The 19,830-nt window shown below is 75.2% G+C and carries 3 protein-coding genes and 1 pseudogene; all 4 read right to left on the bottom strand.

Annotated features, from left to right (window positions below):
* Positions 1-3,347: type I polyketide synthase (locus K6I34_RS10790; protein ID WP_229324673.1), on the bottom strand; the 3,347-nt coding region annotated here is incomplete at its 3' end.
* Between the two features lie 25 nt (positions 3,348-3,372).
* Positions 3,373-9,504: a type I polyketide synthase gene (locus tag K6I34_RS38830; RefSeq protein ID WP_374230881.1), complete on the bottom strand. Its 6,132-nt coding sequence runs from the start codon at positions 9,502-9,504 to the stop codon at positions 3,373-3,375.
* Positions 9,505-9,909: 405 nt separating this feature from the next.
* Positions 9,910-13,575: pseudogene (locus tag K6I34_RS38835) on the bottom strand (type I polyketide synthase); the annotation flags it as partial.
* A 6-nt stretch (positions 13,576-13,581) separates the two neighbouring features.
* On the bottom strand, positions 13,582-19,830 hold a 6,249-nt coding region (locus K6I34_RS10800; RefSeq protein ID WP_229324675.1), incomplete at its 5' end, for a type I polyketide synthase.

The following is a 19,830-nucleotide window of genomic DNA, read 5'->3' on the forward strand; positions in this document are numbered from 1 at the left end:
GCGGCGGCCGGGTCGGCGTCCTCGGCCAGCCGCACCTCGGCGAAAAGCTCCTCGCCGCTGCGCCAGGCGGCGGTCAGGCCCTGGAAGAGCGGCCCGTGCAGCAGCCCGGCGGCGGCCAGGTCCGCGTAGAGGGCGTCGGTGTCGATCGCCTCGGCGCCCGCGGGCGGCCAGGCGGTCAGCTCGGCGGAGGCCGCCGGGGGGTGCTCGTCGGTGAGGGTGCCGGTGGCGTGCCGGGTCCACGACACCTCGGCGGTGGCGTCCTCGGCGCGGGAGGAGACGGTGAACGCGCGGTGCCCGGCGGCGTCGCGCGCGCCGACCTCGACCTGGATGCGCACGCCGCCGCGGGCGGGCAGCACCAGCGGGGTCTCGACGGCGAGTCCGGCGAGGTGCTCGCAGCCCGCCTGGTCGCCGGCGCGGATCGCCAGTTCGACGAGGGCGGCGCCGGGCAGCACGGCGGAGCCCAGGACGGCGTGGTCGGCCAGCCACGGGTGGCTGTCGAGGCCGAGCCGTCCGGTGAACAGGAAGGCGTCGCTCGTCGCCAGCGGCACGGCGGCGCCCAGCAGCGGGTGGTCCGCCGACTCCAGGCCGACGGCCGTCGCGTCACCGGTGGTGGCGCCGGGCTCCAGCCAGAACCGCTGGTGCTGGAAGGCGTACGTGGGGAGGTCGACGCGGCGCGCGCCGGTGCCCGCGTAGAAGGCGGTCCAGTCGACCGCGACACCGCGGACCTGTGCCCGGGCGAGGCCCGTGGTCAGTGCCTCCGCCTCCGGACGGCCCTTGCGCAGCACGGGGACGAAGTCGGCCTCGGTGCCGGTGGCGCAGTCCTGGCCCATCGCGGAGAGCACCCCGTCGGGGCCCAGCTCCACGAAGGTGGTGACGCCCTGCGCCTGAAGGGTGCGGACGGCGTCGAGGAAGCGCACGGCCTCGCGGACGTGACGGACCCAGAAGCCGGGGCTGGTGATCTCCTCGGCGGAGACCGGGGCGCCGGTGAGGCTGGAGACGATCGGGACGCGCGGGGCGTCGTACGTCAGGCCCTCGGCGACGGCGCGGAAGGCGTCCAGCATCGCGTCCATGCGGGGCGAGTGGAAGGCGTGACTCACCGTCAGACGCTTGGTCTTGCGGCCCTGCGCCTCGAAGGCGGAAGCGATCGCGACGGCCGCGTCCTCGTCACCGGCGATCACGACGGACCGCGGGCCGTTGAGGGCGGCGATGCTCACGCGCTCGGTGAGCAGCGGCAGGACCTCGTCCTCCGACGCCTGCACCGCGATCATCGCGCCACCGGCGGGAAGTTCCTCCATCAGGCGGCCGCGCGCGGCGACCAGGGTGCAGGCGTCCTCCAGGGACAGCACGCCCGCCACGTGCGCGGCAGCCAGCTCGCCGATCGAGTGACCGGAGAGGAAGTCGGCCTTGACGCCCCACGCCTCGACGAGGCGGAACAGCGCCACCTCGACCGCGAACAGCGCGGGCTGGGTCCAGCCCGTCCGGTCCAGCAGCGAAGCGTCATCCCCGAACAGCACGTCCTTCAGCGGCTGTTCGAGGTGCGGGTCGAGGGCGGCGCAGACCGCGTCCAGCGCCTCTGCGAAGACCGGGTACGTGCCGTACAGCTCACGGCCCATCCCCAGCCGCTGGCTGCCCTGGCCGGTGAACAGGAACGCCGTCTTGCCGTCGGTCACCGAGCCGGTCACCAGGCCCGGGGCGGACTCGCCTGCTGCCAGGGCCGCCAGGCCCGCCGTCAGGGCGTCCCGGTCGGCGACGACCAGCGCGGCCCGCTCCTCGAAGGCGGCGCGGCGCGTGGCCAGGGAGTGGCCGAGGTCGGCCAGTGCGGTGTCCGGGGCTGCCGCGAGGTGCGCGCCCAACCGCTCGGCCTGCGCCCGCAGGCCCGCGCCGGTGCGGGCGGAGAGGAGCACCGGCAGCACCGGCGGGACCGCGCCCGGCTCGGCTGCGGTGTCGGCGGTCTCCTCGGCCGGGGCCTGCTCGATGATGGTGTGCGCGTTGGTGCCGGACACGCCGAAGGAGGAGACGCCGAAGCGGCGCGGGCGGCCGGTCTCCGGCCACGGCCGGGCCTCGGACAGCAGCGCGACCTCGCCCGCCGCCCAGTCGACGTGCGGCGTGGGCTCGTCCACGTGCAGGGTCTGCGGCAGCACGCCCTCGCGCATCGCCATGACCATCTTGATGATGCCCGCGACACCGGCGGCGTTCTGCGTGTGGCCGATGTTGGACTTCAGCGAGCCCAGCCACAGCGGCTGCCCCTCGGGCCGCTCCTGGCCGTAGGTGGCGAGCAGCGCCTGCGCCTCGATGGGGTCGCCCAGGGTGGTGCCGGTGCCGTGCGCCTCCACGGCGTCGACGTCGGCGGGGGCGAGCCGGGCGTTCTCCAGGGCCTGGCGGATGACGCGCTGCTGGGCGGGGCCGTTGGGGGCGGTCAGGCCGTTGCTCGCACCGTCCTGGTTGACGGCGGAGCCGCGCACGACCGCCAGCACCTGGTGCCCGTTGCGCCGGGCGTCCGAAAGACGCTCGACGAGGAGCACGCCGACGCCCTCGGACCAGCCGGTGCCGTCGGCGGAGGCGGCGAAGGACCTGCAGCGGCCGTCGGCGGACAGGCCGCGCTGACGGCTGAACTCCACGAAGACGTCCGGGGAGGCCAGCACGGTCACACCGGCCGCGAGGGCGAGCGAGCACTCGCCGTTGCGCAGCGCCTGGACCGCCAGGTGCAGCGCCACGGACGAGGAGGAGCAGGCGGTGTCGATGGTGGCCGCCGGGCCCTCCAGGCCGAAGGCGTAGGAGAGCCGGCCGGAGACCACGCTGGAGGCGGTGCCGGTGAGCAGGTGGCCCTCGACGCCCTCCGGCAGGTCGTACTCGCCCGCGCCGTACGCCTGGGCGGAGGCGCCGACGAACACGCCGGTGCGGGAGCCGCGGACGGCGGCCGGGTCGATGCCCGCGCGCTCGAACGCCTCCCAGGACGTCTCCAGCAGCAGGCGCTGCTGCGGGTCCATGGCCAGGGCCTCGCGCGGCGAGATGCCGAAGAAACCGGGGTCGAAGTCGGCGGCCTCGTGGAGGAAGCCGCCGCCGCGGGCGTAGAAGGTGCCCTCGCGGTCGGGGTCGGGGTCGTAGAGACCCGCGATGTCCCAGCCGCGGTCCTCCGGGAAGCCGGAGATGGCGTCGCCGCCGCGGTCGACCAGGTGCCACAGGTCCTCGGGCGAGCGCACGCCGCCCGGGTACCGGCAGCTCATGCCGACGATGGCGATGGGCTCCCGGGAGGCCTCGGTCAGCTGCTGGTTCTGCCGGCGCAGCCGGTCGGTCTCCTTGAGCGAGGCCCGCAGTGCTTCAACGAGCTTTTCGTTGGGGGTCGTCATCTTGCTACTCCGTGCTTGGGCCGCGTCAGGATTCGGTGCCGTCGAGGCTGTCGAGGTCGAGTGCCATGTCGATGAGGTGCTGGACGTCCATCTCGTCGATGGATCCGGCCGCCTCGTCGGCGCGGCCGGCGGCGGGTGTCGCCGCCTGGGGGTCGGCCAGCCGGAGCAGTGACTCCAGCAGTCCGGCCTCCCTGATCCTGCTGATGGGGAGAGCCGCCAGGGTCCGGCGGAGCTCGGCGTCCTGGGGGTCGGTGTCCACGGCCGCCGCCGGACCCGCGGCCGAACCGGGCCCGGCCGGGGCCAGTTCGGTCAGCAGGTGGTCGGCGAGTGCCTGGGGGGTCGGGTAGTCGTAGACGAGGCTGGCGGGCAGCCGCAGCCCGGTCGCCGCGCCCAGTTTGGTGCGCAGCTCGACCGCGGTGAGCGAGTCGAAGCCGAGCTCGCTGAACGCGCGCCCGACGCCCACGTCGGCGGCGGAGGCGTGGCCGAGGGCGGCCGCCACGTGCGTGCGGACCACCTCCAGCACCGCGTCCCGCCGCTCGCCGTCGGACAGTTCGGCCAGCCGCTCGCGCAGCCCGGGCGCCGAGCCGTCCGCCGTCTCCCCGCCGTCGGTGCCGTCCCGCAGGGCGGCGACGACCTGCGGCAGGTCGCCGATCAGCGGGCTCGGACGGGCCGCGGTGAAGGCCGGCGCGAACCGCTCCCAGTCGATGTCGACCACGGCCGCGGCCGTCTCGTCGCGGGACAGCACCCGCTCCAGGGCGGCCATGGCGGGCTCCGGTGCCATCGGCGGCAGGCCGCGTCGGCTGAGCTGCTCGGCGGCGTCGCCCTCGGTGGCCATGCCGCCGTCCGCCCACGGGCCCCAGGCCACCGAGGTGGCGGCCAGGCCGCGCGCCCGGCGCTGTTCGGCCAGCGCGTCGAGGAAGGCGTTGGCCGCGGAGTACGCGCCCTGACCACCACTCCCCCACACGCCCGCGATCGACGAGAAGAGCACGAAGGCGTCGAGCGTACGGTCCTCGGTGTCACCGGGGAACAGGCTGTCCAGGTGGATCGCGCCGGTCGTCTTGGCCGCCACGACGGAGGCGAACTCGGGGAGTTCGGTCGCGGTGCCGGGCACCTGGGAGACACCGGCCGCGTGCACCACGGCCCGCACCGGGGCCCCGTCCGCCGCCAGCTTCTCCACGAGGGCGGCGAGCGCCTCGCGGTCCGCCACGTCACAGGCCTCGACGGTCACCACGGTGCCGGAGCCGGACAGTTCGGCCACGATCTCGGCCGCGCCGGGCGCGTCGGCACCCCGGCGGCTGAGCAGGACCACCCGCTCGGCACCGGACCCGGCCAGCCGCCGCGCGACGTGCTTGCCCAGCGCGCCGGTACCACCGGTCACCAGGACGGTGCCGCGCGGCGTCCACTCCCCGACACCGTCGGGCGCCTGACGCTGCGTCAGACGCCGGACGAACGGCCCTCCGGAGCGGATCGCGAGCTGGTCCTCGTCACCGTGCGCCCCGGCGAGCACACCGGCCAGAAGAGACACTGCCCGCTCGTCGGGCGTCTCCGGCAGGTCGATCAGGCCGCCCCAGCGCTCGGGCTCGGCCAGGGCCACAGTCCGGCCCAGGCCCCAGACCTGCGCCTGCGCGGGACTGTCCAGCCGGTCGGCGCCGCCGACGGAGACCGCGCCGCGCGTGGCGCACCACAGGCGGGCCGAGGCGTACGCGTCGTGCCGTGCCAGCGCCTCGGCCAGCGCGCCGGTCAGCGCCAGGCCGACCGGCACCGCGGGGTGGTCGGGGTGCGGCCGCTCGTCCAGTGCCAGCAGCGAGAACACCCCGGCCACCGGGCCGCCCTCGCCGACCGCCGACGCCAGCCGCGCGGCGAGCGCCTCGGGCTCGGTGTCCGTCGCGTCCAGCTCGACCCGTACGATCCGCGCCCCGCGCCGGACCAGGTCGTCGATGACCGCGCCGGTCCGGGCGTCACCCGCGAGGCCCGCGGGGACGACAGTCAGCCAGGTCCCGGACGGCACACCGGCCGTGGGGACGGCCACCGGCTTCCAGCCGACGGTGTAGAGGCGGGCGTCGGAGGAAGACCTCTCCTGCTGCTTGCGCCGCCACGACGACAGGGCGGGCAGCACAGCGCTGAACGGCTGCTCCCCCTCCACCGCGAGCTCGGCGGTGAGGGCTCCCATGTCCCCGCGCTCGACCGCTTCCCAGAACCGCGCGTCCACCGCGTCCTGCGCGGTGCCCGTGGCGGGCGCCTCCACGGCGCTGCTCTCCGGCCAGAACCGGCGGGGCTGGAAGGCGTAGGTGGGCAGGTCGACCCGGCGGGCGCCGGTACCCGCGTAGTACGCGGCCCAGTCCGGGGTCACGCCACGGACGTACAGCCGGGCGACGGAGTGGATCAGCGCTTCCGCCTCGGGGCGGCCCTTGCGGAGCGCGGAGACGAACGCCGCGCCCTCACCGGTGACGCAGTCCTGCGCCATGGCGGTCAGGACACCGTCGGGACCGAGCTCGACGAAGGTGGTGACGTTCTGGACCTCCAGGGTGCGGATGCCGTCGAGGAAGCGGACGGCCTCACGGACGTGCCGGACCCAGAAGTCAGCCGTGGCGATCTCCTCCGCGGAGACCAGAGCACCCGTCAGGTTCGAGACGATCGGGATACGCGGGGACTCGTACGACAGCGTCTCCGCCACCGCACGGAACTCCTCCAACATGCCGTCCATACACGGCGAGTGGAACGCATGAGAGACCGTCAGACGCTTCGTCTTACGACCCTGCACCTCAAAACCGGCCGCGATCGCCACGGCCGCGTCCTCGTCACCGGCAATCACCACGGACTGCGGACCGTTGAGGGCGGCGATGCTCACCCGCTCGTCCAGCAGCGGCAGGACCTCGCCCTCCGCCGCCTGCACCGCGATCATCGCGCCACCGGCCGGAAGCGCCTGCATCAGACGACCACGAGCCGCCACCAGCGTGCAGGCATCCTCCAGCGACAGCACACCAGCCACATGCGCAGCAGCCAACTCACCGATCGAATGACCGGAAAGGAAGTCCGGCGCGATACCCCACTGCTCGATGAGACGGAACAGGGCGACCTCGATGGCGAACAGCGCAGGCTGCGTAAAGCCAGTCTGATCGAGCAGTCCGGCGTCCTCGCCGAACATCACGTCCTTCAACGGACGCTCAAGGTGCCCGTCCAGATGCGCGCACACCTCGTCCAGCGCATCCGCGAACACCGGGAACACGCCATACAACTCACGCCCCATCCCCAGCCGCTGGCTCCCCTGACCCGTGAACAGGAACGCCGTCCTGCCACCGGCCACCGAGCCCTCGACGACACCCGGAGCCGACTCACCGCGCGCCAGCGCCTCCAGGCCCCGGGCGAGTTCCTCGGCGTCCCGGCCGAGCAGTACCGCGCGCTCCTCCAGGGCCGAGCGGGTGGTGGCCAGGGAGTAGGCCAGGTCGAGCGGGCGCGGTCCCTCGGTGGCGGCCAGGGACGGGCGCAGCCGTCCGGCCTGTTCGCGGAGGGCGTCCGTGCTCCGGGCGGAGACCGGCAGCGCGAGGACGGGCAGGGCCGTCCCCGAGTCCGCGGCCGCGGCCGGGGCCTCCTGCGACGCCGGGGCCTGCTCGATGATCGCGTGGGAGTTGGTGCCGCTGTAGCCGAAGGAGGAGACGGCGGCGCGGCGCGGGCGGCCGGTCTCGGGCCACGGCCGGGCCTCGGTCAGCAGCTCGATGTGGCCCGCCGACCAGTCGACGTGCGGGGTGGGTTCGGACACGTGCAGGGTCTGCGGCAGCACCCCGTGCTCGATGGCCTTGACCATCTTGATGATGCCCGCGACACCGGCGGCGGCCTGCGTGTGCCCGATGTTGGACTTCACCGAGCCGAGGAGCAGCGGCCGGTCCTCGGGCCGGTCCTGCCCGTAGGTGGCGAGCAGCGCCTGGGCCTCGATCGGGTCGCCCAGCGTCGTCCCCGTGCCGTGCGCCTCGACCACGTCCACGTCGCCGGTGGACAGACCGGCGTTGGCGAGTGCCTGGCGGATGACGCGCTGCTGCGACGGGCCGTTGGGGGCCGTCAGGCCGTTGCTCGCGCCGTCCTGGTTGATCGCGGTGGCGCGCAGCACGGCGAGCACCGGGTGGCCGTTGCGCCGGGCCTCCGAGAGCCGTTCGACGAGCAGGACGCCGACGCCCTCGGACCAGCCGGTGCCGTCCGCGTCGCCGGAGAACGCCTTGATCCGGCCGTCGGCGGCGAGGCCGCGCTGGCGGCTGAACTCCAGGAAGGCGCTGGGGGTGGACATCACCGTGACACCGCCGACCAGGGCCAGCGAGCACTCGCCGGTGCGCAGCGCCTGCGCGGCCAGGTGCAGGGCCACCACCGAGGACGAGCACGCCGTGTCGACGGTGACCGCCGGGCCTTCGAGGCCGAAGGTGTACGAGAGGCGGCCGGAGGCGACGCTCGCCGAGTTGCCGGTGCCCAGGTGTCCTTCGAGTCCCTGCGGCTCGTCGAGCCAGAGGGTCAGGTAGTCCTGCTCGTTGGAGCCGATGTAGACGCCGGTACGGCTGCCGCGCAGGGTGGCCGGGTCGATGCCCGCGCGCTCGAACGCCTCCCAGGACGTCTCCAGCAGCAGCCGCTGCTGCGGGTCCATGGCCAGCGCCTCGCGCGGCGAGATCCCGAAGAACGCCGCGTCGAAGTCGGCGACGTCGTGCAGGAAGCCGCCTTCACGGGTGTAGCTGGTGCCTTCGCGGTCGGGGTCGTCGCTGTAGAGGGTGTCGAGGTCCCAGCCGCGGTCCACGGGGAAGGGCGTGATCCCGTCGCCTGCCGAGACCAGCAGCTGCCAGAGGTCCTCGGGCGACCGGACGCCGCCCGGGAAGCGGCAGCTCATGGCCACGACGGCGATCGGGTCGGCGTCGGTGCCGGCCGTGGTGACCGGGGCGGGGGCGGCCGCGTCGGCCGCGTCGCCGGCGATCTCGTCGCGCAGCCAGTCGGCCAGGGCGAGCGGGGTCGGCCGGTCGAAGACGAGGGTGGGCGAGAGCCGCAGCCCGGTGGCCTCCCGCAGCAGGTTGCGCAGTTCGACGGCGGTCAGCGAGTCGAAGCCCAGCTCCTTGAACGCCCGGCTCTCCTCGACGTCCTGCGGCCCGGCGTAGCCGAGCACCGCCGCGACCTGCGTACGGACCAGGTCGAGCAGCAGGCGGCGCTGCTCGGGCTCGCCGAGGCCGACGAGCCCGCGGGCAAGCCCGGAGTCGCCCGTGCCGGTGGCGGCGCGGGCCGCGCGGCGTGCCGGGACGCGGACCAGGCCGCGCAGCAGCGCGGGGACCGTGCCCGTGGCCGCCTGCTTGCGCAGGGCGGTGGTGTCCACGTGCAGGGGGGCCGGTGCGGCCTCGGCCGTGGTGAGCGCCGCGTCGAGCAGTGCCAGGCCCTCGGCCGGGGTCAGCGGGGGCAGGCCCGCGCGCCGCATGCGGCTGATGTCGACCTCGTCGAGGCCGCTCGCCATGCCCGCGCCCGCCCACGGGCCCCACGCGAGCGAGGTGGCCGGGAGCCCTTCGGCGCGGCGGCGCGTCGCCAGCGCGTCCAGGAACGCGTTGGCGGCGGCGTAGTTGCCCTGGCCCGGGCTGCCGAAGAGCCCGGAGGCGGAGGAGAAGAGGACGAACGCGGCCAGGTCCAGCTCCCGCGTCAGCTCGTGCAGGTTCCAGGCCGCGTCGGCCTTCGGACGCAGGACGGTGGCGAGCCGTTCGGGCGTCAGGGTGGCGACCAGGCCGTCGTCCAGGACGCCCGCCGTGTGCACGACGGCGGTCAGCGGCCGGTCGGCCGGGATCGCGGAGACGACCTGCTCCAGCGCGCCCCGGTCGGCCGCGTCGCAGGCGGCCCAGGTCACCTCGGCACCCGCCTCGGCGAGTTCGGCGGCCAGCTCGGCGGCCCCGTCGGCTTCGGCGCCCCGTCGGCTGACCAGCAGCAGCGCGCGTACGCCGTGCTCCGTGACCAGGTGCCGGGCCACCAGCCCGCCCAGTGCGCCACTCGCGCCGGTGACCAGCACGGTGCCGTCGGGGTTCCAGACGCTGCCGGTGCCGGTGCCGTCCTCGGCCGGCACGCGGGCCAGCCTCGGTATCCGTACGGTGTCCGGGCCGACGGCCAGGTGCTCCTCGCCGGAGGCCAGCGCGGCCGCCAGCGTCGCGGGCGACACCGCGCCCGTCTCCTGCTCGCCAGTGTCGCCGGTGTCCAGCAGGACGAAACGGTCCGGGTTCTCGGCCTGTGCCGAGCGCACGAGGCCGCGTACGGCGGCGTGGGCGAGGTCGCGCGGCGAGGACGTCAGCACCAGCCGCGCGTCGGCGAACCGCTCGTCCGCCAGCCACGACTGGATCAGGGCGAGCGCCTCGGCGGTGGCGCGGTGCGCGGCACCGGCCGCGTCCCGGTCCGTCTCCTTGCCGGGCGTCACGAAGACGTGGTCCGGTACGTCCGCGCCTGCCGCCAGCGCCTCGCCGAGGGCGGTGAGGTCCGCGTACGCCGGGACGTCGACGCCCGCCGGGGCGGCGGAGCCCAGGGCCGCCCATCGGCCGGGCGTGCTCGTGCCGGTCGTGCCGGACGTGCCCGCGAGCTCGGTCCACTCCAGGCGGAACAGCGATTCGTGGTGCGCCGCCCGGGCGGGCCGCAGCTGCTCGTCCGTGACGGTGCGCAGCGCCAGCGATGCCACGGCGGCCACCGGCGCGCCGGTGGCGTCCGCGATCTCCAGCCGTACGCTCTCGGCCCCCTGGAGCTCCAGGCGGACACGCAGGGCGGCAGCGCCGCTCGCGTACAGCGACACCCCGGTCCAGGCGAACGGCAGCCGTCCCCGGCCCTGGTCGTCGGCGTCGAGGGCGAGCGCGTGCAGGGCGGCGTCGAGCAGCGCCGGGTGCAGGCCGAACGCGGTGGCCTGGGCCGCCTCGGGCAGCCGTACCTCGGCGAAGAGCTCGGTGCCGCGCCGCCAGGCGGCCGTGAGCCCCTGGAAGGCGGGCCCGTACGGGAGTCCGTGGCCGGCGAGGGCGGCGTACAGCTCCTCGGGGTCGGCCTGCTCGGCGCCGCTCGGCGGCCACTCGGTCGGCTCGGTCAGCGCGAAGCCGGGGCGCGGGGCGCCGACGGCGAGGGTGCCGCCGGCGTGCCGGGTCCACGGGGAGTCGGCCGGGGCGCCCGCCGCGCGGGAGAGGACGGACAGCGGGCGGCGGCCGTCGGTGTCGGGCGCGCCCACCACGAGCTGGAGGGAGACGCCGCCGCGCGCGGGCAGCACCAGCGGTGCTTCGAGGGTGAGTTCGTCCAGGTGGTCGCAGCCGACCTGGTCGCCCGCGCGGATCGCCAGCTCGACGAAGGCGGTGCCGGGCAGCAGGACCGAGCCGAGGACGGTGTGGTCGCCCAGCCACGGGTGGGTGTCCAGGCCGAGCCGTCCGGTGAACAGGAACCCGTCGCTGTCGGCGAGCGGCACGGCCGCGCCGAGCAGCGGGTGGTCGGCGGGCTCCAGGCCCACGGCGGTCACGTCGCCGGTCCGCGCGCCGGGCTCCAGCCAGAAGCGCTGGTGCTGGAAGGCGTACGTCGGCAGGTCCACGCGGCGCGCGCCGGTGCCCGTGAAGTACGCGGCCCAGTCGACGGCCGTGCCCCGTGCGTGGGCGCGGGCGACGGCCGTGGTGAGCGTCTCGGCCTCCGGGCGGTCCTTGCGGAGCACCGGCGCGAACGCCGCGCCGTCGCCGGTCACGCACTCCTGTGCCATGGCGGAGAGGACGCCGTCGGGGCCGAGTTCGAGGTACGTGGTGACGCCCTGTGCCTCAAGTGTCCGGACGGTGTCCAGGAACCGTACGGCGTCCCGGACGTGACGGACCCAGAAGTCGGGGCTGGTGACGTCCCCGGCGCAGACCACGGGGATCCGGGGGGCGTGGAACGTCAGCTTCTCCGCCACGGCGCGGAAGGCGTCGAGCATGCCGTCCATGAGCGGGGAGTGGAAGGCGTGCGAGACGGCGAGGCGCTTGGTCTTGCGGCCCTGTGCCTCGAAGGCGACGGCGATCTCGGCGGCCGCGTCCTCGTCGCCCGCGATCACGACGGACTGCGGGCCGTTGAGGGCGGCGATGCTCACGCGCTCGGTCAGCAGCGGAAGAACCTCGTCCTCCGACGCCTGCACCGCGATCATCGCGCCACCGGCGGGAAGTTCCTCCATCAGGCGGCCGCGCGCGGCGACCAGGGTGCAGGCGTCCTCCAGCGACAGCACGCCCGCCACATGCGCGGCGGCCAGCTCACCGATCGAGTGACCGGCCAGGACGTCGGCCTTGACGCCCCAGCCCTCCAGCAGCCGGTACAGCGCGACCTCGACGGCGAACAGCGCGGGCTGGGTCCAGCCCGTCCGGTCCAGCAGCGCCGCGTCGTCACCGAACAGCACGTCCTTCAGCGGCCGTTCGAGGTGCGGGTCGAGGACCGCGCAGACCGCGTCCAGCGCCTCCGTGAACGCCGGGTACGCGCCGTACAGCTCACGGCCCATACCGAGCCGCTGGCTGCCCTGACCGGTGAACAGGAACGCGGTCCTGCCGCCGGTGGCCGTGTCCTCGGTCAGGCCGGGCGCGGACTCGCCGCGGGCCAGGGCCTCCAGGGCGGTGCGGAAGGCGTCGCGGTCGGCGCCGACGACGACGGCGCGGCGCTCCAGGGCGGCGCGGCCGGTCGCCAGGGAGCAGGCGATGTCGGCCACGGCGGCGGGCGTGCCGTTCTCCAGGTGCGCGAGCAGCCGCTCGGCCTGGGCGCGCAGCGCGGTCGCGCTCCTGGCGGAGAGGGTCCAGGGCAGGACGGGCGGTACGACGGCGGGGGCGGCCGGAGCGGCCTCGTCCGTCTCGTCCGCCGTCTCGTCCGCCGTCTCCTCGGGCGCCTGCTCCAGGATGGTGTGGGCGTTGGTGCCGCTGACGCCGAAGGCCGATATGCCGACGCGGCGCGGCTGTCCGGTCTCGGGCCACGGGCGGGCCTCGGTCAGCAGGGCGACGTCACCGGCGGTCCAGTCGACCTCGGGCGTGGGCTCGTCCACGTGGAGGGTCTGCGGGAGTACGCCCTCGCGCATCGCCATGACCATCTTGATGATGGCCGCGGTACCGGCCGCCGCCTGGGTGTGGCCGAGGTTGGACTTCAGCGAGCCCAGCCACAGCGGCCGTCCCTCGGGGCGCTCCTGGCCGTAGGTGGCGAGCAGTGCCTGGGCCTCGATGGGGTCGCCCAGCGTGGTGCCCGTGCCGTGCGCCTCGACGACGTCGACCTCGGCGGCGGACAGCCGGGCGTTCTCCAGGGCCTGGCGGATGACGCGCTGCTGGGCCGGACCGTTGGGGGCCGTGAGCCCGTTGCTCGCGCCGTCCTGGTTGACGGCGGAGCCACGGACGACCGCCAGCACCTGGTGGCCGTTCCTGCGCGCGTCGGAGAGCCGCTCGACGAGCAGCATGCCCACGCCCTCGGACCAGCCGGTGCCGTCGGCGGAGGCGGCGAAGGACTTGCAGCGGCCGTCGGGGGCGAGGCCCCGCTGGCGGCTGAACTCCACGAAGACGTCCGGGTTGGGCATCACGGTGACACCGCCGACCAGGGCCAGCGAGCACTCGCGCGTGCGCAGCGCCTGGGCCGCCCAGTGCAGCGCGACCAGCGATGACGAGCACGCCGTGTCGATGGTGGCGGCCGGGCCCTCCAGGCCGAAGGTGTAGGCGATGCGGCCGGAGAGCACGCTGGTGGCGCCGCCGGTCAGCAGCAGGCCCTCCAGCTCCTCCGGCGCGCCCTGGAGGTCGGTGCCGTAGCCCATGGCGGCGGCGCCGACGTAGACGCCGGTACGGCTGCCGCGCAGCGTGGCCGGGTCGATGCCCGCGCGCTCGAAGACCTCCCAGGACGTCTCCAGCAGCAGGCGCTGCTGCGGGTCCATGGCCAGGGCTTCGCGCGGCGAGATGCCGAAGAAGCCGGGGTCGAAGTCGGCGGCTTCCGCGAGGAATCCGCCACCGCTGTTGTAGAAGGTGCCCTTGCGGTCGGGGTCGGGGTCGGCCAGGGCCTCCAGGTCCCAGCCGCGGTCGGCGGGGAAGGGCGCGATGGCGTCGCCGCCCCGGTCGACCAGGTGCCACAGGTCCTCGGGGGACCGTACGTCCCCGGGGAAGCGGCAGCTCATCGCGACGATCGCGACAGGCTCGTGGGCCTCCTCCTCCACCTCGGTCAGGCGGCGGCGTGCCCGGCGCAGCTCAGTGGTCATCCACTTCAGGTTGTCGAGAAGCTTCTCTTCGTTCGCGCTAGCCACTGAACGTCAGGACCTTCCGAATTCATTGTTGATGATGTCGAAGATGTCGTCGGCCGAGGCGGTCTCGAGGTCGGTCCCGTCCTCGTCGTCGGAGCCGTCTCCGGCAGTGGAGCTCTCGACTTCGTGCCACGTCCTCAGCAGCGCTTCGAGCCGCGCTGTGACCTTCGCCCGTTCCGCGGTGTCGGCGGGGACGTGGGTGAGGGTGAATTCCAGCTTGTCGATCTCGGCGAGCGCCGGGAGTTCCGGCGCGGTGTCCTCGCCCAGGATCTCCGCGCGCAGCCTGGCGGCGAGCGCGGCGGGTGTGGGGTGGTCGAACACCAGGGTGGCGGTGAGCCGTTGCCCGGTGGCCGCGCCCAGCCGGTTGCGGAGCTCGACGGCGGTGAGCGAGTCGAAGCCCAGCTCCTTGAACGCCCGGTTCTCCTCGATGCCCGCGGTGCCGTCGTGGCCGAGCACGGCCGCGACATGGGTGCGGACCAGGTCGAGCAGGACGCGGTCGGCCTCGGGGCCGCCGAGTCCGGCCAGCCGCTCGGCCAGCGCGTCGGGCGTCTCGCCGGTGACCTGCTCCTGCTCCGCGGCCGGTTCCGCCAGGGCGTCGCGCACCTCGGGCAGGTCGGCGATGAGCGGGCGCGGCCGGGCGGCGGTGAAGGCCGGGGCGAACCGCTCCCAGTCGACGTCGGCCACGGTCACGGTGGTCTCGTCGCCGTCCAGGGCCTGCTGGAGGGCGGCGATCGCGGAGTGCGGGGGCAGCACGGGCAGGCCGCGGCGGCGCAGTTGTTCGGCCGCCTCGTCGTCCGCGACCAGGCCGCCGTCCGCCCACGGGCCCCAGGCCACCGAGGTGGCGGTCAGGCCGCGCGCCCGGCGCTGTTCGGCGAGCGCGTCGAGGAAGGCGTTGGCCGCGGAGTACGCGCCCTGCCCGCCGCTCCCCCACACGCCCGCGATGGACGAGAAGAGCACGAAGGCGTCGAGCGCGGTGTCGCCGAGCAGCGCGTCCAGGTGGACGGCGCCGGCGACCTTGGCGGCCAGCACCCCGGCGACCTCCGCCGGGCCGGTCCCGTCGAGCGGGGCGAACTGCCCGGCTCCCGCCGTGTGCACCACGGCGGTCAGCGGGGTCCCGGCCGGTACGGCGGCCAGCAGTCCGGCCACCGCCTCCCGGTCGGTGACGTCGCAGGCGACAACGGTCACCCGGGCCCCGAGCGCGGCGAGTTCGGCGCGCAGTTCGGACGCGCCGGGCGCGTCCGGGCCACGACGGCTCGTCAGCACCAGGTGCTCGGCGCCGTTGCCCGCCAGCCAGCGGGCGACGTGCGCGCCCAGGGCGCCGGTGCCGCCGGTCACCAGGACGGTGCCGCGCGGCCGCCAGGGCTCGCGTACCGCCGCCGCGGGCTCGGCGCGGCCGATCCGGCGGGCCAGGATTCCGGCCGTACGGAGGGCCAGCTGGTCCTCGTGCCCCTGCTCGCCGACGGTCCCGCCGAGCGCGGCGGCCAGCCGGTCGGCGGACCGCTCGTCGAGCGTCGCGGGCAGGTCGAGCAGACCGCCCCAGCGCTCCGGGTGTTCGAGGGCGACGACCCGGCCCAGGCCCCAGATCTGTGCCTGGACGGCGCTGCCGACCCGCTCCGACGGCGCGGTGGAGACGGCGCCGGTGGTGGCGCACCACAGCGGCGCGTCCCAGCCGGTGTCCCCGAGGGCCTGCACCAGGACCGAGGTGAGCAGCAGCCCGGTGGACACCGCGGGGTGTGCGGGGTGCGGCTGCTCGGCGAGCGCGAGCAGGGACAGCACGCCGTGCACCGGCTCCTCGGCGGCCGCCTCGCGCAGCGTGGCGGCCAGTTCCGTCCGGTCGAGGCCGGTGGGGGTCACCGGCAGCACGCGGGCACCGCGTTCAACCAGCGCGTCCACGACGCGCCGTACGGCCGGGCTCCCGGCGTGTCCGGCCGGTACGACGGCCAGCCAGGTGCCGGTGACGAGCGGGACGCCGTCCGGTTCGGCCAGCGGCTTCCAGGTGACGCGGTAGCGCCAGCCGTCGAGCGTGGCCTGCTCGCGACGGCGGCGGCGCCAGGCGGACAGGGCGGGCAGCAGCGCGCTCAGCGGCTGCCCGGTGTCGATGTCCACGATGTCGGTGAGAGCGGCGAGGTCGTCGCTCTCGACGGCCTCCCAGAACCGGGCGTCGAGCGGATCCACGGCCGCCCCGGCCGTCGCGCCCCGCGTCTGCTGCGCGGAGCCTTCGAGCCAGTAGCGGTTGCGCTGGAAGGCGTACGTCGGCAGGGCGACGCGGCCGGCTCCCGTGCCGGTGTGGACGGCGGCCCAGTCCGGGGTCACGCCCCGGACGTGCAGCCGGGCGAGGGAGCCGGTGAGCGTCTCCGCTTCCGGGCGGCCCGTGCGCAGCACCGGGACGAAGGCGGCCTCGGTGCCGGTCACGCAGTCCTGCGCCATGGCGGTGAGGACGCCGTCGGGGCCGAGCTCCACGTACGTGGTGACGCCCTGGGTCTCCAGGGTGCGCACCGCGTCGAGGAAGCGCACGGCCTCGCGGGCGTGGCGCACCCAGTAGTCGGCCTGGCTCATCTCGTCGGTCACCGGCAGTCCGGTGACGGTGGAGACGAGCGCCAGGCGCGGCTCGCCGTAGGCCAGGCTCTCGGCGACCTTGCGGAAGTCGGCGAGCATCCCGTCCATGAGCGGGGAGTGGAAGGCGTGGCTGACGGTGAGCCGCTTGGTCTTGCGGCCCCGGCCGCGCAGGATCTCCGCGACCTCCGTCGCCGCGTCCTCGGCCCCGGCGATCACCACGGAGTCCGGTCCGTTGACGGCGGCGACGCCCAGTTCGTGCCCGCGGTCCGCGAGCAGTGGCAGCACCTCGTCCTCGGTCGCCTGCACCGCGATCATCGCGCCACCGGCGGGCAGCGCCTGCATCAGCCTGCCGCGCGCCGCCACGAGCCGCGCGGCGTCGGCGAGGGACAGCACGCCCGAGACGTGCGCGGCGGCCAGCTCGCCGATGGAGTGACCGGCCAGGACGTCCGGCGCGATGCCCCATGCCTCGACGAGGCGGAACAGCGCCACCTCGACCGCGAAGAGGGCGGGCTGCGTGAAGCCCGTCCGGTCCAGCGCCGCGGCGTCGTCCCCGAACACCACGTCGTACAGCGGCTGTTCCAGGTACCGGTCCAGCTCCGCGGTCACCGCGTCGAGCGCCTCGGCGAACACCGGGTAGGCGGCGTACAGCTCGCGGCCCATGCCGAGCCGCTGGCTGCCCTGGCCAGTGAACAGGAACGCCGTGCGCCCCTCGGCGGGCGTGCCCTGGACGACGTGCGCCGCCGACTCGCCGCGCGCCAGCGCGTCCAGGCCGGCCAGCAGCCGCTCCCGGTCCGCCCCGACGACCACGGCGCGGTGCTCCAGAGCGGCCCGGGTGGTGGCCAGCGAGTACGCCACGTCGAGCGGGCGCGGTGCCTCGGCACCGTCCACGTACGCGCGCAGGCGCGCGGCCTGGGCCCGCAGGGCGTCGGCACCCTTGGCGGACAGCGGCCAGGCCAGCACCTCGGGCCGCCGGTCACCGGGCACGGCCCGCGCCGGGGCGGGCTCGGGGGCCTGCTCCAGCACCGTGTGGGCGTTGGTGCCGCTGAACCCGAAGGCGGAGACGCCCGCGCGCCGCGGACGCCCGGTCTCCGGCCAGACCGTCTGCTCGGTGAGCAGCGCGACCGCGCCCGCGGACCAGTCGACGTGCGGGGAGGGCGCGTCCACGTGGAGCGTCTGCGGCAGCACGCCGTGCTCGATGGCCTTGACCATCTTGATGATGCCCGCGACACCGGCCGCGGCCTGGGTGTGCCCGATGTTGGTCTTGATGGAGCCGAGCCACAGCGGCCGGTCGCCCTCGCGGTCCTGGCCGTAGGTGGCCAGCAGCGCCTGTGCCTCGATCGGGTCGCCCAGGCGGGTGCCGGTGCCGTGCGCCTCGACCGCGTCCACGTCGGCGGACGTGAGACCCGCGTTGGCGAGCGCCTGGCGGATGACGCGCTGCTGGGACGGGCCGTTGGGGGCGGTCAGGCCGTTGCTCGCGCCGTCCTGGTTGATGGCGGAGCCGCGGACGACCGCCAGCACCGGGTGACCGTTGCGCTGAGCATCCGACAGCCGCTCGACGAGCAGCATGCCGACGCCCTCACCCCAGCCCGTGCCGTCCGCCCCGGCGGCGAACGCCTTGCAGCGGCCGTCGGGGGCGAGCCCGCGCTGGCGGCTGAACTCGATGTACGCACCGGGGCTGGACATCACCGTCACACCACCGGCCAGCGCGAGCGAGCACTCACCGGCGCGCAGCGCCTGGATCGCCCAGTGCAGGGCGACCAGCGACGACGAGCAGGCGGTGTCGACGGTGACCGCCGGGCCCTCCAGGCCGAAGGTGTAGGCGAGCCGGCCGGAGACGACGCTGGCGGCGTTGCCCGTGCCCAGGTAGCCCTCGACGCCCTCGGGAATGTCGCGCAGGGACGAGTCGTAGTCCTGCCCGTTGGAGCCGACGAAGACACCGGCGGAGGTGCCGCGCAGAGCGGCCGGGTCGATGCCCGCCCGCTCGAACAGCTCCCAGGAGGTCTCCAGCAGCAGGCGCTGCTGCGGGTCCATGGCAAGCGCCTCGCGCGGCGAGATCCCGAAGAACGCCGCGTCGAACTGGCCCGCGTCGTAGAGGAATCCGCCCTCGCGGGCGTAGAAGGTGCCCTGCCGGTCCGGGTCCGGGTCGTAGAGCGCGTCCAGGTCCCAGCCGCGGTCGGCGGGGAACTCTCCCATCGCGTCCTGACCGGACGTCAGCAGCGTCCACAGCTCCTCGGGGGTGCGGACCCCGCCGGGGAAGCGGCAGCTCATCGCGACGATCGCGATCGGGTCGTCGTCGACCGGCACGGTCTGCACGGCCTGCGACGGCTCCGGGACGGCGGGGCCCGCGACGGCGCCCACCAGCTCGGCCCGCAGGTAGTCGGCCAGGGAGGAGACGGACGGATAGTCGAAGACCAGCGTCGCGGGCAGCCGCACGCCGGTGGCGGAACCCAGCCGGTTGCGCAGCTCGACCGCGGTCAGCGAGTCGAAGCCCAGCTCCCGGAAGGCCCGTTCGGCGCCCACCGACGTCGCGTCGTCGTGTCCGAGGACGGCCGCGACGTGCGTACGCACCAGCTCCAGCAGCACCCGGCCCTGCTCCGCCGGGGCGAGCCCGGCCAGCCGCTCGGCGAGCGAGGAGCCACCGGTGGCGTCGTTCCGCGCGGTGCGGTCCGCGAGCGTCTCGCGGGCCTCGGGCAGTTCGGTGAGCAGCGCGCCCGGCCGGACGGTGACGAAGCCGGGGGCGAAGCGCTCCCAGTCGATGTCCGCGACCGTGACCGCGGTCTCGTCCAGGTCCAGCGCCCGCTGGAGGGCGGCGATCGCCGACTCGGGCGCCATCGGGGGCATGCCCTCGCGGCGCAGGCGCTGTTCGAGGGCCTCGTCGGCGGCCATGCCGCCCTCGGCCCACGGACCCCACGCGACCGACGTCGCGGGCAGACCCTCGGCCCGGCGCCGCTCGGCGAGGGCGTCCAGGTAGGCGTTGGCGGCGGCGTAGTTGCCCTGGCCCGCGGCACCGAGCGTGCCCGACAGGGAGGAGAAGAGGACGAACGCGGACAGGTCCAGCCCGCGCGTCGCCTCGTCCAGAGAAGCGGCGGTCTCGGCCTTGGCGCGGAGGACGGTGGCGAAGCGCTCGGGGGTGAGCGCGTCCAGCACGCCATCATCGAGCACACCGGCGGCGTGGACGACAGCGGTCAGCGGGAGTTCGGCGGGCAGCGAGGCGATCAGACCGGCGAGGGCGTCGCGGTCGGCCACGTCGCACGCGGCGATCGTGACCCGGGCACCCAACGCGGTGAGCTCGTCACGCAGTTCGGCCGCACCCGGCGCGTCCAGACCACGACGGCTCGTCAGCACCAGATGCCCGGCACCCTTGCCCACCAGCCAACGGGCGACATGGGCGCCGAGCGCTCCCGTACCGCCTGTCACCAGGACCGAGCCAGTGCCCGGCGTCCAGCTGTCGCCGGCCGTGGCAGGAGCGGAAGCCCGCACCAGCCGACGGCCGAACACACCCGACGCACGGACAGCAGCCTCATCCTCGGCCCGGCCGGACAGCAACCCGACCAGCCGCGCCAAAGCCCGCTCATCCGCGGACTCCGGCAGATCGACCAGACCACCCCACCGCTCAGGAAGCTCCAGAGCCACCACCCGGCCCAGACCCCAGGACATCGCCTGCGCGGGATCGACCAGACCGTCGGAACGGCCCACCGACAC

It is taken from the genome of Streptomyces sp. UNOC14_S4, assembly GCF_020740835.1.
Classification (GTDB): domain Bacteria; phylum Actinomycetota; class Actinomycetes; order Streptomycetales; family Streptomycetaceae; genus Streptomyces.